This is a genomic window from Luteithermobacter gelatinilyticus (genome assembly GCF_005849285.1).
Lineage (GTDB): Bacteria > Pseudomonadota > Alphaproteobacteria > Sphingomonadales > Emcibacteraceae > Luteithermobacter > Luteithermobacter gelatinilyticus.
Map to the genome: position 1 here is coordinate 143,115 of NZ_CP040517.1, position 15,235 is coordinate 158,349.

At 56.8% G+C, this 15,235-nt stretch carries 13 protein-coding genes; 8 read left to right on the forward strand and 5 right to left on the reverse strand.

Features of this window, described 5'->3' with window-relative positions:
• Nucleotides 1-40 precede the first annotated feature (40 nt).
• Entirely contained in the window at nucleotides 41-1,186 is a 1,146-nt protein-coding gene (locus tag FE788_RS00680) for an NAD(P)/FAD-dependent oxidoreductase (RefSeq protein ID WP_210414056.1), read from the reverse strand.
• 311 nt (nucleotides 1,187-1,497) lie between these two features.
• On the opposite strand from FE788_RS00680, the gene FE788_RS00685 reads away from it, so the two are divergent.
• Complete coding sequence (locus FE788_RS00685; protein WP_138378841.1) at nucleotides 1,498-2,544, forward strand: HpcH/HpaI aldolase/citrate lyase family protein; 1,047 nt, start codon at nucleotides 1,498-1,500, stop codon at nucleotides 2,542-2,544.
• A gap of 77 nt (nucleotides 2,545-2,621) precedes the next feature.
• Here FE788_RS00685 and FE788_RS00690 read toward each other — a convergent pair whose 3' ends face one another.
• Together FE788_RS00690 and FE788_RS00695 are read right to left on the reverse strand one after the other, a co-directional pair.
• Nucleotides 2,622-4,310 carry a cation acetate symporter gene (locus FE788_RS00690; protein WP_168190202.1) on the reverse strand — a complete coding sequence of 563 codons (1,689 nt, stop codon included), beginning with the start codon at nucleotides 4,308-4,310 and terminating at the stop codon, nucleotides 2,622-2,624.
• Nucleotides 4,307-4,633, reverse strand: coding sequence for a DUF485 domain-containing protein (locus FE788_RS00695; protein ID WP_168190203.1), 327 nt, complete (start codon nucleotides 4,631-4,633; stop codon nucleotides 4,307-4,309). Before FE788_RS00695 ends, FE788_RS00690 begins: the two co-directional genes overlap by 4 nt.
• A gap of 306 nt (nucleotides 4,634-4,939) precedes the next feature.
• Here FE788_RS00695 and FE788_RS00700 point away from each other — a divergent pair, with 306 nt between their 5' ends.
• Nucleotides 4,940-5,461, forward strand: coding sequence for a MarR family winged helix-turn-helix transcriptional regulator (locus tag FE788_RS00700; protein WP_210414059.1), 522 nt, complete (start codon nucleotides 4,940-4,942; stop codon nucleotides 5,459-5,461).
• 193 nt (nucleotides 5,462-5,654) lie between these two features.
• Here FE788_RS00700 and FE788_RS00705 read toward each other — a convergent pair whose 3' ends face one another.
• Nucleotides 5,655-6,836, reverse strand: a complete 1,182-nt coding sequence (locus FE788_RS00705) for an acyl-CoA dehydrogenase (protein WP_138378843.1) — start codon at nucleotides 6,834-6,836, stop codon at nucleotides 5,655-5,657.
• A 176-nt stretch (nucleotides 6,837-7,012) separates the two neighbouring features.
• A complete protein-coding gene (locus FE788_RS00710; protein WP_138378844.1) occupies nucleotides 7,013-7,435 on the reverse strand; it encodes a RidA family protein in 423 nt (140 codons plus the stop codon).
• Nucleotides 7,436-7,720: 285 nt separating this feature from the next.
• On the opposite strand from FE788_RS00710, the gene FE788_RS00715 reads away from it, so the two are divergent.
• The 6 genes from FE788_RS00715 to FE788_RS00740 all read left to right on the forward strand — a co-directional run bounded on the left by FE788_RS00715 (nucleotide 7,721) and on the right by FE788_RS00740 (nucleotide 15,130).
• The gene (locus FE788_RS00715) at nucleotides 7,721-10,045 is read left to right on the forward strand and encodes a bifunctional salicylyl-CoA 5-hydroxylase/oxidoreductase (RefSeq protein WP_138378845.1); all 2,325 of its coding nucleotides are present in this window, start codon (nucleotides 7,721-7,723) and stop codon (nucleotides 10,043-10,045) included.
• A gap of 25 nt (nucleotides 10,046-10,070) precedes the next feature.
• Nucleotides 10,071-10,838 (forward strand): SDR family NAD(P)-dependent oxidoreductase, encoded by a 768-nt coding sequence (locus FE788_RS00720; protein WP_210414061.1) that lies wholly within the window; start codon nucleotides 10,071-10,073, stop codon nucleotides 10,836-10,838.
• 9 nt (nucleotides 10,839-10,847) lie between these two features.
• Entirely contained in the window at nucleotides 10,848-11,354 is a 507-nt protein-coding gene (locus FE788_RS00725) for a MarR family winged helix-turn-helix transcriptional regulator (RefSeq protein ID WP_138378847.1), read from the forward strand.
• Between the two features lie 57 nt (nucleotides 11,355-11,411).
• Nucleotides 11,412-12,221 carry an enoyl-CoA hydratase family protein gene (locus FE788_RS00730; protein WP_210414062.1) on the forward strand — a complete coding sequence of 270 codons (810 nt, stop codon included), beginning with the start codon at nucleotides 11,412-11,414 and terminating at the stop codon, nucleotides 12,219-12,221.
• A gap of 1 nt (nucleotide 12,222) precedes the next feature.
• Nucleotides 12,223-13,398: an acyl-CoA dehydrogenase family protein gene (locus tag FE788_RS00735; RefSeq protein ID WP_138378849.1), complete on the forward strand. Its 1,176-nt coding sequence runs from the start codon at nucleotides 12,223-12,225 to the stop codon at nucleotides 13,396-13,398.
• A gap of 112 nt (nucleotides 13,399-13,510) precedes the next feature.
• Nucleotides 13,511-15,130: an AMP-binding protein gene (locus FE788_RS00740; RefSeq protein WP_138378850.1), complete on the forward strand. Its 1,620-nt coding sequence runs from the start codon at nucleotides 13,511-13,513 to the stop codon at nucleotides 15,128-15,130.
• Nucleotides 15,131-15,235 lie beyond the last annotated feature (105 nt).

Consider the following 15,235-nt stretch of genomic DNA (forward strand, 5'->3'; position numbering starts at 1 on the left):
GACGAGGCAATCCGCAAAGCCTGTGGACCGTCATCGACCCCTATCCGAACAGGCGCAGCGGGGAAATATCTCTTTCCATAAGGCCCCGCGCCACTAAGTCTTCCGGCAGGCCGGTTCGGTTAATGAGCGAAGCGGTGATCCGGCCCAGCGCCACGGCGGTCTTGATGCCAAAACCGCCCTGTCCCGCAAGCCAGAAAAAGCCCGGGGCTTCCGGGGCAAAACCGACTACCGGGCGGTGATCCGCCACATGGTTTCTGAGGCCGGCCCAGCGGTGATGAATGCGGCGCACCGGTGTATTCAGGGCCTGTTCGATATAATGGGCGGCATAGGCCACATCCAGTTCCTCCGGCTGGGCGTCACAGGGATCAGACAGGGTCTGATCCATGGGGGAGACCAGAAGCCTGCCGGCATCCGGTTTGAAATAGAATTTCTGATGCACCTCGGTGACAAAAGGCCAGGCGGCGACATTTTGGCCCTTAGGCGGGTCCACCAGGATGGCCGTGCGCCGCAGAGGCTGGATGCCAATAGGACGGACGCCGGCCCGCGCGGCAATCTTGTCCACCCAGGCACCGGCGGCATTAACCACGATGGGTGCGCGATAGGTACCGGCCGGGGTATGCACCTGCCAATGGCCTTTTGTAAAGGTGATATCCTGGGCCGGGGCCTCCAGGTGCACCTGTCCGCCCCGGGCCCTGAGTCCGCGCAGGAAACCCTCATGCAGCCCATGGACGTCAATGTCCTTCACATGCCGTTCCAGCAGGGCCTTTTCCTGAAATGGCGGGGCTAAGGCCGGCAGCAGTTTGGCAATTTCGTCTGCCGCAAGCCAGGTTATGTCTTCGGTGACGCGGGCCAGCGTGTCATACATGTCTTCAAGCGCCGTGAAATCGGCCCGGTCGCAAATATACATCATCTGCCGGGGAGACAAGAGATCGTGTTGCGCAAAACCCGCCGGCGGGTTTTCAAGAAAATCCGCACTGCCCAGCACCAGGGCCCGTAATACCCTGTCGCCGTGCTGGTAGGTGGCGCTGAACACGGCGGCGGAGCGGCCGGTGCTGTGATAGCCGGGCTGATTTTCCCGTTCCAGAAGAACAACCCTGCCAAGTTCCGACAAGAAATATCCGGCGCTGGCTCCTGCTATGCCGCCCCCGATAACAATAAAATCTGCCAAAGTGATGTCCTGCGTCATGTCCTATCCTGATGAGCCGTTGCGTCCTGGTTTATCTGGCTGACTTGTCTGGCCGATTTGTCTGGGCAGCCAAATCCGGGATTCAGCCAGGATTCGGGCGGCGTTATGCTGCATTACAGCATAAATATTCTTTTTCATCATAAGAAAATTGCATATCTTTTCGCAACTGCGAAATTTTCTGTGGATTTATGCCAATATCTTGGTAGATTAATAAACAACACGGATGACTATTTCTATGATTTAATAAACATTACGGCATTTTTCGGTCCCGGCCCCAAGGGCGGGGCGGATCAGTCAGGGAGTTTATCAAAATGAGAAAACCGCCAAAAGATTTTTTCAAACCATTGGCCATCGGGGCGCCGGAGCCGTATCGGGAAATTCCGGTGGCGCTGGAGCGTATGATTCACTTTTTTCCGCCGCATATGGAAAAGATGCGCGCCAAGGTCCCGGATATGGTGGGGCAGGTGGATGTGCTGCTGGGCAATCTGGAGGACGCCATTCCCGCCGACGCCAAGGAAGCCGCCCGGGCCGGTTTTATCGAGGTGGCCACATCCGTGGAGTTCGGGGATACGGGCCTGTGGACCCGCATCAACTGCCTGAATTCGCCCTGGGTGCTGGATGATTTGACGGAAATTGTCGGCGCGGTGGGGAATAAGCTGGATGTGATCATGCTGCCCAAGGTGGAAGGGCCGTGGGACATTCATTATCTGGACCAGCTGCTGGCGCAGCTCGAAGCCCGTCATGAAATCACAAAACCAATCCTGATCCATGCCATTCTGGAAACGGCGCAGGGGGTGAATAATGTGGCCGAGATCGCAGCGGCCAGCCCGCGCATGCACGGCATCAGCCTGGGGCCGGCGGATCTTGCGGCCTCGCGCGGCATGAAAACCACCCGTGTGGGCGGCGGTCATCCCTTTTATGGTGTGTTGGAAGACAGCGCGGGGGATGGGGCAACGCGCATGCTGTTCCAACAGGATCTGTGGCATTACACGGTGGCCAAAATGGTCGATGCCTGTATGACCTATGGGTTAAAGGCCTTTTACGGCCCGTTTGGCGACTTTTCCGACGATGCGGCTTGCGAAGCGCAGTTCCGCAATGCGTTTCTCATGGGCTGCGTGGGGGCCTGGTCGCTGCATCCGAAACAGATTGCCATCGCCAAGAAAGTCTTCAGCCCAGATGTGGATGAGGTGCTGTTTGCCAAAAAAATCCTGGAGGCCATGCCGGATGGCACAGGTGCGGTGATGATCGACGGCAAGATGCAGGATGATGCCACCTGGAAACAGGCCAAGGTGATTGTGGATCTGGCCCGGCGGGTGGCGGAAAAGGATCCTGAGCTCGGCGCGGCCTACGGCTTCTGACTGTCGATCACCCCATATGACAAAAAAGGCCTCGCCTGAAGTTCAGGCGGGGCCTTTGAGTTTGGTTGGTGAAGTGATTAATGTTTGGTCGCTGCGGTGGCACCGATGCCGCTTTCGGAACGCACCAGTTGTTCGTCAAACAGGGCTTTTTCCGTTTGCGCCCGTTTGCTCCTGTCGGTGAGAGATGTCAGCCAGATGACGATAAACGCCAGCGGCATGGAATAGAAGGTGGGATAGGCATGGGGGAAGATAGCTTCACTGTTGCCCAGCACATCGACCCACACACCGGGCCCCAGAATCATCAGCCCGATGGAGGAGACAAGCCCCGCAATCCCGCCCCACACCGCCCCGCGAGTGGTCAGTCCCCGCCAGTACATGGACAGGATCAGGATCGGGAAATTCACGCTTGCCGCAATCGCCATGGCCAGTGAGGCAATAAAGGCGATATTCTGATGTTCGAAGGCGATGCCGAGAATGACGGCGATCGCGCCCAGCACGAAAGTGGAAATGCGCGATACCTTCAGTTCCTCCACATGGGTAACGGGGGTGGTGCGGAAGGTTTTGGCATAAAGGTCGTGGGCCACGGTCGCCGCGCCGGCGAGCGTCAGCCCCGCCACTACCGCCAGAATGGTGGCAAAGGCGACCGCCGACATGAAACCCAGCATCAGATTGCCGCCAGTGATATGGGTCAGATGCAGCGCCACCATATTACCGCCGCCGATCAGCTTGCCCGCGGCGTCATAATAGTCCGGATTGTTCATTACAAAGCTGATGGCGCCAAAACCGATAATGACGATCAGGATGTAGAAATAGCCCATGATGGAGGTGGCATAGAATACTGACTTGCGGGCATCCTTGGCGTCCTTGACGGTAAAGAAACGCATCAATATGTGGGGCAGACCCATGATCCCGAACATCATGGTCAGGCCCAGCGACATGATGGAGATCGGATTGTCCATCCACAGGCCCGGTTTCATGATTTCCGTTCCGCGCGGGTGATGGGTGACGGCGCTTTCCAGAATGGCATTCAGGTTGAAGTCAAAATGCACCAGCACCGCAAAGGCGATGTAGCTGCCGCCGATCAGCAGCAGGATGGCCTTGATCAGCTGCACCCAGGTGGTGGCCAGCATGCCACCAAAACTCACATAGAGGATCATCAGGAAACTGACCAGTATCACCGCATAAACATAATCCATGCCGAACAGCAGCTGGATCAGCTTGCCGGCTCCGACCATCTGGGCGATAAGGTAGAAAATCACCACCGACAGGGAACCGATGGCGGACAGGGTGCGGATCGGTTTTTTATCAAGGCGAAAGGACACCACATCCACAAAGGTATAACTGCCAAGATTGCGCAGCCGTTCGGCGATCAGGAACAGGATCACCGGCCAGCTCGCCATCACCCCTACGGCCAGCAGCGTGGCGTCATAGCCAAAGGCGAACAATGCCCCGGTAATGCCCAGAAAGGTGGCCGCCGACATAAAATCCCCGGCGATGGCGGTGCCGTTTTGCCACGGCTTGATGCCGCCGCCGGCCGCATAAAAATCGTCCCGGGTCTTGTTTTGCCGCGCCGCCCACCAGGTAATGCCCAGCGTGGCCAGCACAAAGAGAAAAAACATGGCGATGGCGTTAAGATTGAGGGGCTGTTTTTCGATCTCCCCGTCAATGCCGCCGCCGGCCGCCATGGCCAGCGCCGGCAGGCCCGCGCCTGCCGCGAGCCCGGCACAGATTCTGATCAGGAAAGGAGGAAACATCCGTTTTTTCATTTTTTGACCTCCTTCAGAAACTCGTCTTTGAGGACGTCAAACCGGCGGTTCGCCCACCAGGTGTACACTCCCGCGCAGAGCATGCCGTTGACAATTACGGCGAGCACCAGAATAATGCCCCAGGTCAGGGTAGCCCCGTTGCTCACCGGTTGGGCAATCAGTTCCGGCAGATAGGCGGTGGCGAAAATATAAAATCCGTAGACGAGCAGAATAAAGGCTGTTAGGCCAAGTGTGACGGCAGTGCGGCGCGCCAGCATTTTTCTGAACTTCGGATGATTGATATAAGCGACAGACATATCTTTGGCGACAGTGTCTTCCGGCATGCAGCATTCCCTTTTTATTTTGTGTCGTTGTCTCATGGCCCGTTCCCGTAGGAGAGGCGGGCCACATCCCTGATCCGGCAAGAGGATAAGCATGTTTCTTTTTGGGGGCAAGCCATGCTTTCTCTTTGGCTCAGTGTGTGATCCCCAAAACGACTGACGGACGGAACCCCTCAATATGTTTTTGACTTTATGGAAGGGGACATTACCTTTTAACTTTTTGAGCGGCGCAGGGGATGAATCCCGCCTAGGCAGGTTATCTGCCCTTTGTTATGATGGAACAACAAAAAGCCTGGATGAGATAAGATAGTGGAAAACAACAGGAAACCGGAAAAAAAACCGGCAAGGGTGTCCGGCAGCAAACAGCCCGGACAAGGCCGTGCCGGCCCCCCTCCTCACCATGAGGCGGACAGGTTCATTGACAATTATCTGCTGTATTTGCTGGCGCGGGTATCCTTTCTGGTCAGCAACGATTTTCATACCCAGATCAAGAAACAGAAAGTCAGCGTGCCGACCTGGCGGGTGCTGGCGACGTTGCGGGACCGGGATCAACTGACCATCGGTGAATTATGTGATTATGTGATGATGCAGCAATCTACGCTGACCAAAGTGATTGACCGTATGACCGAAGACGGTCTGGTGGATCGGCGATTCTCCGAAGAAGACCGGCGCAAGGTATTTGTCGCCATTACGGCCAAGGGGCGTGCGCTGGTGGAGGATCTTATCCCCCGGGCTCTGGCCCATGAAAAAAGGGTCTTGAGGGAGTATAGCAAAAAAGAGCAGGACACCCTCAAAGACATGATGAAGGCGTTGATTACCCGCCTGAGCTGACATGTTTGGATTCTCTATCCGTGCCGTGTCATGGGGGCGATGACGGCGCAGCTTCACGTCATGGCAAGCGTAAGCAACGTCAGCCATGTGTTTGTCTCTGGCATGTGTTTGTTTCCGTGTTCGGCATAAAAAACCCTTCCCCGTCGGGCGGGGAAGGGGTGATGGTGTTTCCTGAACCGGTGCACAATTCACTCTAGAACGCATTGAGTCCGGTTTGCAGGCGGCCGAGGATAAGGGCGTGGACATCATGGGTGCCCTCATAGGTATTGACCGCCTCCAGGTTGAGCACATGGCGGATGACATGGTATTCGTCGGCGATGCCGTTGCCGCCATGCATGTCGCGGGCGGTACGGGCAATCTCCAGCGCCTTGCCGCAATTGTTGCGCTTGAGCAGGGAAATGGCATCTGGCGACAGCTTGCCTTTGTCCTTTAAGCGTCCCGCCTGCAGACAGGCATGCAGCCCCAGCGTGATCTCGGTTTGCATGTCGGCGAGTTTTTTCTGGATCAGCTGGGTGGCCGCCAGCGGCCGGCCGAACTGCTTGCGGTCGAGGGTATATTGCCGCGCCGCATGCCAGCAGAATTCCGCCGCCCCCAGCGCCCCCCAGGCGATGCCATAGCGGGCGTTGGAAAGACAGCCCAACGGGCCCTTCAGTCCTTCTACCCCCGGCAGCAGATTGTCCTCCGGCACAAACACCTCGTCCATTACGATCTCGCCGGTAATCGAGGCGCGTAAGGAAAACTTGCCTTCGATCTTGGGGGCGGAAAGCCCCGTCATACCTTTTTCCAGGATAAACCCGCGCACCACCCCGTCATCGCATTTGGCCCACACCACAAACACATCGGCAATCGGGCTGTTGGTGATCCACATCTTGGCGCCGCTTAAGGAATAGCCGCCGTCGACGCGCCGCGCCCGGGTCTGCATGCCCGCCGGATCGGACCCCGCATTGGGTTCGGTGAGGCCAAAACAGCCGACCCATTCGCCGGTGGCGAGCTTGGGCAGATATTTTTCCTTCTGTGCGTCCGAGCCATAGGCATAGATCGGATACATCACCAGCGAACTTTGCACGCTCATGGCGGACCGATAGCCGCTGTCCACCCGCTCCACCTCGCGCGCAATCAGGCCATAGGCCACATAGCCCACCCCGGCGCAGCCATACCCGTCAATGGTCGGGCCCAAAAAGCCCAGCTCGCCCATCCGGGTCATGATCGAGCGGTCGAAAATCTCATGCCGGTGCGCCTCCTGAACCCCCGGCAGCAACACCTCCTGACAGAAATCCCGCGCACTGTCCCGGATCAGGCGTTCCTCTTCCGTAAGACTGTCCTCCAGCAACAGCACATCATCCCACGGCGCACTCGGCCAGCTAAATTTGCTCATTATCTTCACTCCTGAATATATTGTGAAGAAAAGTCCTTCACTGTTTCAGCATACTTTTCTTCGATGTTTTGCAAGATGTCAATCTGGGTCGGGGGCTTTCGTAAGTCATTTATGATATGAAAGAGTCCTCGCGAGGACCCGATCCCGTCTTGACGCGGTTTCCGGGAAACGGATGTTCAGGCGGTTTCCCGCGGCAATACCGCCGTAGTTTCAATTTCGATTTTGGCCTCCTTTTCCACCAGGGCAGTAACCCCAACACAGGCCATGGTGGGGAAGTTTTTCCCCATATATTCCCGGTATACGGCACCGATTTCCGGCAGCCGGCGGCGATATTCCTCCATATCCGTCACATACCAGGTCAGTCTGACCACATGTTCAGGACCGGCCCCAGCTTCGACCAGCAGGGCCGTGATGTTAATCAGGCATTGGCGGAACTGGTCCACCAAATCGTCACTGGGAAATTCTTCCTTTTCATTCCAACCGACGGTGCCGGCCAGGAAGATCATTTCTCCCTCACACATGATACCGTTGGAATATCCCTTGGGCCTGGGCCAGTCGGGGGGGAGGAGAATTTTTCCCTTGGTTCCTGTCTTGTTCATAATCACCTCATCGTCATTTTGCTGTCAATCAGCTTTCAGGGTCTTAAAATTTGTTGCAAAAAAATATTTCATGTTTAAAATAATAAATCAACAGAAATAAAAAAATCCAGGGATAACAAGGGTTTTCAGGGTCTGAAGAAGGGATAAACTAATTCAAATTAATTAATATAAAACAATAGGATAGAGTTTTATCCCTGATTCTCTGGTAGGTAACAAAAGACTGTTTTGCTTATACATTTAAGTATAAAATAAATAGTCAATGAACGAGTCGAAAGGATCTTCATTATGAAAATCGTGTGTTTGGGCGGTGGCCCCTCTGGTGTATATCTTGCCATTTCCATGAAATTGCGCAACCCCGAGCATGACATCACCGTGTATGAACGGAATCGCCCCGATGATACCTTTGGTTGGGGGGTGGTGTTTTCCGATCAGACCATGGAAAACCTACGTGCCAATGACCCGGTCAGTGCGGAAAACATGATCGGTGAGCTTATTCATTGGGATTATATTGATGTTCATGTCAAAAATGAAGTGGTCCGCTCCGGCGGTCACGGTTTTATTGGCATCGGCCGCCAGCGGCTTCTGGACATTCTGTATAACCGCGCCCGGGAACTGGGTGTGAAAATGCATTTCCAGACGGAGATTGAGCTAGAGGACCTGGAGCAGTTTTCAGATGCGGACCTGATTGTGGCCGCCGATGGTCTTAATTCCAAGGTGCGGAACAATAATCTAGAAGCCTTTGACTGCGATATTGATGTGCGCCCCAATAAATTTGTTTGGCTTGGCACCCACCAGCGATTCGATGACGCCTTTACCTTTATTTTCGAGGAAACCAAGCATGGCTGGATGTGGGTGCACGCCTACCAGTTCGACAAGGATACGTCCACCTTTATCGTAGAATGTGGTCCGGAAACTTATGATGCCTGGGGTTTCGAGCATATGAGCCATGAAGAAAGCGCCGAAACCTGTCGTCAGATTTTTGAAAAATATCTGGGCGGTCACAAGCTGATGACCAAATCCTCCCATATTCGCGGTTCGGCCTGGATCAACTTCCCGCGGGTGCTGTGCCATACCTGGGTCAAGGATAATATTGTATTGATCGGGGATGCGGCCCACACCGCGCATTTCTCCATCGGGTCAGGCACCAAGCTGGGGTTTGAGGACGCCATTAACCTTGCCGAACATCTTAATTCCGGCCTGCCGGTCAAGGACGCCCTGAAAACTTATCAGGACGAACGGGAACTGGAGGCGCTTAAATTGCAGTCCGCCGCCCGCAACTCCATGTCCTGGTTCGAGGAACTGGACCGGTATCTCGATTTTGATGTGACGCAGTTCACCTATTCGCTGCTGACCCGTTCGCAGCGCGTCAGCCATGAAAATCTGCGTCTGCGCGACAAGGAATGGCTGGAAGGCGTGGAGAAATGGTTCTCCGACCGGGCGTTCCGGGCCGTGGGCAAGCAGCCGCCGGAAGGCAAGGCGCCGCCGCCAATGTTTACCCCTTACAAGATCCGCGATATGGAACTGGTCAACCGGGTGGCGGTCTCTCCCATGTCCATGTATTCCGCCAAGGACGGCCTGATCAACGATTTCCATTTTGTCCATTACGGCGCGCGGGCCATAGGCGGGGCTGGTCTTCTGTTCACGGAAATGACCGATGTGTCCGCCGAAGGACGCATCACCCCCGGTTGTGCCGGCATCTATACGGATGAACACACCCAGGCCTGGAAACGGGTTGTGGATTTTGTCCATGAACACAGCCAGGCGAAAATCGCTTTGCAGCTTGGTCATGCGGGCCGCAAAGGGTCCACCAAAGTGGGCTGGGAAGGCTACGATGTGCCGCTGGATGACGGCAACTGGGAACTGATTGCGCCCTCGCCGATCAAATGGGACGACGCCAACCAGACCCCGCGGGAAATGCAGAAAGAGGATTTTGACCGGGTGCTGAACCAGTTTGTGGAAGCCACCTGTCGGGCCGAGGAAGCCGGATTCGACATGGTTGAGCTGCATGCCGGCCACGGATATCTGCTGTCCTCCTTCATCACGCCGGTCAGCAACCAGCGGACCGATGAATATGGCGGCTCTCTGGAAAACCGTCTGCGGTTCCCAATCGAGGTGTTCAAGGCGATGCGCGATGTGTGGCCGGATCATAAACCGATGTCGGTGCGGATTTCTTCCACGGACTGGATCGGCAAGGACGGGATTACGCCCGAGGATGCCGTGTTGATCGCCAAGGCTTTTGTGGATGCGGGCGCCGATATTATTGATGTGTCCACCGGACAGACCCTGCCGGTTCACAAGGTCAACCCGGTCTTCGGGCGTATGTTCCAGACCCCCATGTCGGACCAGATCCGCAACGAGGGGCATGTGTCCACCATGGCGGTTGGCAACATCTTTGAAACCGATCATGTCAACAGCATCCTGGCGGCGGGCCGCGCTGATCTGGTGCTCATTGGTCGGCCGCATCTGATGGATCCGCAATGGGTCATCCGCAGCGCGGCCGAGCAGGAATATCACGGGCCGGCGGTTCAGGTGCCCAAACAGTATCTGACGGCCTTCACCCAGCTGGAGACCAATCTCAAGCGGGCCGCCGAAATGGCCCTGAATGCGTAACGGCTAAATGCCTGAGGAGAATATTGTGACAGGACGTTTGCAAGGAAAACATGCCATTGTCACCGGCGGCGGCCGGGGGATCGGGGCCGCCATCGCCGATGCTCTGGCAGCCGAAGGCGCACGGCTCAGTCTCTTGGGCCGCAATGAAGAGGTGCTGCAAGCCAAAGCGGAAAGCCTGCCTGAGGCAATCCCTCTGGCCTGCAATGTGACCGATGAAGCGGCTGTGGCGGCGACTTTCGCCGCCGCCCGTGAAAAATACGGCCCGGTGGATATTCTGGTCAATAACGCCGGGGCGGCCAAATCGGTGCCGTTTCTGAAAACCCGGCCCGATGACCTCAGGGCCATGCTGGATGTGAATCTTTTGGGGCCGTGGTTGTGCATGCAGGCGGCATTGCCGGATATGCTGGACAAGGGCGCGGGGCGTATTGTCACCGTGGCCAGTACCGCGGCGCTTAAAGGGTATGCCTATGTCACCGCTTACGGTGCCGCCAAACACGGGGTGCTGGGGCTGACGCGGGCGCTGGCTCTGGAACTGGCCCAGAAGGGGGTGACCGTGAACGCGGTCTGCCCCGGCTTCACCGAAACGGATATTGCTTTTGATGCGATAGAGAATATTATGGCCAAGACCGGCCGCAGCCGTGAAGAGGCCGTGGCCGAATTGGCCAAGCACAATCCGCAGAAACGGTTTATCCAGCCGGCAGAAGTGGCGGCGGCGGTGTTGTGGCTGTGCCAGGAAGACAGTGGATCAATCACCGGGCAGGCCATTTCCGTGGCCGGCGGAGAAGTAATGTAAGGGGCGGCGATGCCGGACACCAGCACAACCGACAGCAGCAAGAAACGCCTGGGGCTCTGGCTCCGGCTGATTACCGACAGCACCATGATCGAAAAAGAGGTTCGCGGCCGGTTCCGCAATGAATTTGGCGTGACCCTGCCGCGGTTCGATCTGATGTCTGCGCTGTATCGGGCGCCGGGTGGTCTGACCATGGGCGAATTGTCGAAACAGCTTCTGGTGTCCAATGGCAATGTGACAGGCGTTGTTGAGCGGTTGCAGAAGGAGGGGCTGGTCAAACGCTGGGTATTGCCTACAGACCGGCGAATCTACAGCGTGGGGTTGACCCCCAAGGGGCGCACCGTGTTCAAGGAAATGGCCGACCGCCACGAAGGCTGGATTAATGAAATTCTCGGCGATCTGGATGACGATCAAGTGGATCGGATCCTGCATGATCTGGATGTGCTGAAGGATCTTCTTAAAAAACGTAACGAAACGGCGAAAGCGGAAAGTCAAACCAAAGCTCAGGCCAGAAGCTAGGCCCAAACCAAAGCCCAAATCAAAGCTCAGGCCAAAAGTGTCAAGAAGGAAAAAATTATGAAAATGGCGACGTTGAAACCGCAACATTTTATCTGGGACATGCAGGACGGGGTGGCGGTAATCCGGCTGAACCGGCCGGAGCGGAAGAACCCGCTCACCTTTGAGTCTTATGCGGAATTGCGTGATACCTTCCGCAGTATGGTTTATGCCGAGGATGTCAAAGCGGTGGTTTTTGCCAGCAATGGCGGCAATTTCTGTTCCGGCGGTGATGTGCATGACATCATCGGCCCGCTGTTGCAGCGGGACATGAAGGGGCTTCTGGAATTCACCCGCATGACCGGCGATCTGGTCAAGGCCATGATTTCCTGCGGAGTGCCGATCATTTCCGCCATTGACGGGGTGTGTGTGGGGGCCGGGGCCATGGTGGCGCTGGCATCTGATATTCGTTTTGCCACGCCCGAGGCCAAAACCGCCTTTCTGTTTACCCGCGTCGGACTTGCCGGCTGCGACATGGGAGCCTGCGCCTTGCTGCCGCGCATGATCGGTCAGGGCCGGGCGGCGGAGCTTCTTTATTCCGGGCGCGTCATGACTGCCGAGGAGGGCGACAAATGGGGTTTTTATAACCGGCTTGTCCCGGCGGACTCTCTGGAGGAAGAAGCCATTGCCTTTGCCCGGAGACTTGCCGAAGGCCCCAACTTCGGGCATATGATGACCAAAACCCAATTGCTCAGAGAATGGGATATGTCTTTGGAGGCGGCCATCGAGGCCGAAGCCCAGGCCCAAGCCATCTGCATGCAGACCAAGGATTTCCAGCGGGCCTATGATGCTTTTGTGGCCAAGGAAAAACCCGTCTTCAAAGGGGACTAAAATGACAAAACTGGATCAGACCTATCTTCACTGGCCGTTTTTTGAAGACCGTCACCGCACGCTCGCCCGGGATCTGGACCGATGGGCCCGGGACAACCTTTCCGGACTGAGCCATGACCGCGATAAGGTGGACGGGACCTGCCGGGAACTGGTGCGCCGGCTGGCTGCCGGGGGCTGGCTCAACTATGCGGTGCCGGATGCAGAGAGTGGCAAGCTGGATGTGCGCAGCCTGTGTCTGATCCGGGAAACGCTGGGACGTTATGACGGTCTGGCGGATTTTGCCTTTGCCATGCAGGGACTCGGCAGCGGGGCCATCTCGCTGTATGGTTCCGAGGATCAGAAACAGACCTATCTTCCTGAGGTGGCGGCAGGGCGCAAGATCGCTGCCTTTGCCCTGTCGGAACCCCATGCCGGTTCCGATGTGGCGGCCATGAGCACCTCTTTCCGCGGAGACGGGGACGATCTTGTCCTGAATGGCTGCAAAACCTGGATTTCCAACGGCGGCATTGCCGATTTTTATGTGGTGTTTGCTCGTGAGGAAGGCACAACGGGCAGCAAAGGCATTTCCGCCATTATCGTGGATGCGGACACGCCAGGGTTCGAGGTGGCCGAACGGATCGAGGTGTCGGCGCCGCATCCCCTGGGGAAACTGATCTTTAAGGACTGCCGGGTGCCGCGCCGCAAGCTGATTGCCGAACAGGGACGCGGGTTTCGTTATGCCATGGGCACGCTGGACGTGTTCCGCTCCACAGTGGGTGCTGCGGCCATGGGCTTTGCCAAACGGGCGCTTCTGGAAGCTTCCGAGCGGGCGACCAGCCGGCACCTGTTTGGGGCCCCCATGAGCGACTTGCAGATTATTCAGTCTAAAATCGGCGATATGGCGCTCCATATTGACGCCAGCGCCCTGCTGATCTACCGGGCCGCCTGGACCAAGGATCTGGTGGCGGAACGGGTGACGCGCGAGGCGGCCATGGCGAAGCTGTTCGCCACCGAGGCGGCGCAGAAAATCATTGACGATGCGGTACAGATTTTCGGCGGTCAGGGGGTAGTGTTTAACGAAACCGTGGAACGGCTGTATCGGGAAATCCGCTCGCTGCGAATTTATGAGGGAGCCTCGGAAGTGCAAAAAATTATTATTGCAGGCCAGGCGCTTGCCCCGTATAAAGAAGAAAAATAAACTCAAAAACAGGCCGGAAAATATAAAGATCAACAAGGTGTTCCGGCCGGTCGTTTAAGGGCTTTGGCGGATCAGTCTCACGGCAGTTGTAAGACACAAAACGAGGTGAAATATGTCTTATCCAACTGCCCATCAGGACCATTTTGCGCGCAAGAACTTGCCGCCCCGGGAGACGTGGCCGGATTTTCTTCTGGATCTTCCGGGGTACAGTTTTCCCGATCGGGTGAATGCGGCGACCGATATTCTGGAGTCCCAGATTGCCGCCGGACGGGGCTGGAAACCTGCGCTGCTGTTTGAGGACCAGGCCTGGACTTACGAGGAACTGAACCGCAAAGCCAATCAGATCGCGCGCGGCCTGACCGAGGAAATGGGGTTGATCCCGGGCAATCGGGTTTTGTTACGGGGCTTTAACAATCCCATGATGGTGGCCGCCTGGTTTGGGGTGCTGAAAGCCGGCGGTATTGCGGTGGCGACCATGCCGTTGCTCCGGGCGCGGGATCTTAAGCCGATTTTGGCCAAGGCGGAAATCAGTCATGCGTTATGCGATGTGCGGCTCAGGGAAGAGCTGGACCTGGTGGCAGCGGCCTGTCCGACCCTGAAACAAACAGGATATTTCAGCGCCTTGGGCACGTCCGAGACGGCATTCGATCGTCTGGTTGCTGCCCAGGTGCCGGATTTTGAGACGGTGGAGACCGCGGCCGAGGATGTGGCGCTGATCGCGTTCACCAGTGGTACCACCGGCAATCCCAAGGGCTGCATGCATTTCCACCGGGATATTCTGGCCATGAATTATTGTGTGGGGGAAAAACTTTTGGGGCTGAGGCCGGATGACCGGGTTGTGGGCAGCCCGCCCATAGCCTTTACCTTCGGGCTTGGCGCCCTGGTGACATTTCCCCTGAAGGCGGGGGCGAGTGTGGTTCTTCTGGAAAAACCGTCTCCGGCTGTCCTGCTAGAGGCCATTGCAACATATCGTGCCACCTGGTGTTTCACGGCGCCGACTGGGTACCGGGCGATGCTGGACAATCTGGAGGGGGTGGATCTTTCCTCGCTGAAGAATTGTGTCTCAGCGGGGGAGCATCTGCCGCTGCCCACCTTTGAGGCGTGGCAAAAGGCGACAGGTCTGAAACTGATCAACGGCATTGGTGCGACGGAAATGATCCATATCTTCATTTCCGCCAAGGGGGACGAGATTCGTCCCGGCGCCACCGGCAAGGCCATTTATGGTTATGAGGCGCGGGTGGTGGATGACGATATGAACGATGCGCCACCGGGGGAGGTGGGGCGGCTGGCGGTGCGTGGCCCGACCGGCTGTCGCTATCTCAATGATCCGCGGCAAAAAAACTATGTCCGCAATGGCTGGAATCTCACCGGGGATGCTTACCGCCGGGATGAAGACGGATATTTCTGGTTCCAGGCCCGCGCCGACGATATGATTATTTCCTCTGGGTACAATATCAGCGGGCCGGAAGTGGAAGAATGTCTGCTGGCGCATGCGGCGGTGCGGGAATGCGCCGTGATTGGCGTACCGGACGAGGCGCGCGGTCAGCGCATCAAGGCGTTTGTGGTGCTCAATGACGGATTTTCCGCCGGGCCGGTATTGATCCAGGAATTGCAGGATTTTGTCAAAAACACCATTGCGCCCTATAAATATCCCCGGGAAATCGAATTTGTGCAGACTCTGCCCAAGACGGAGACCGGCAAGATCCAGCGTTTCAAGCTACGCCCGGCATGACCGTAGGGGAGCCGGGATAACCGTAGGGGAGGAAGCGTTATTATGCGCCAGTGCCGCAATCCATGCTGCCCCTGGCGAAGATAGGAACAGGGAGGCTAGCCACAG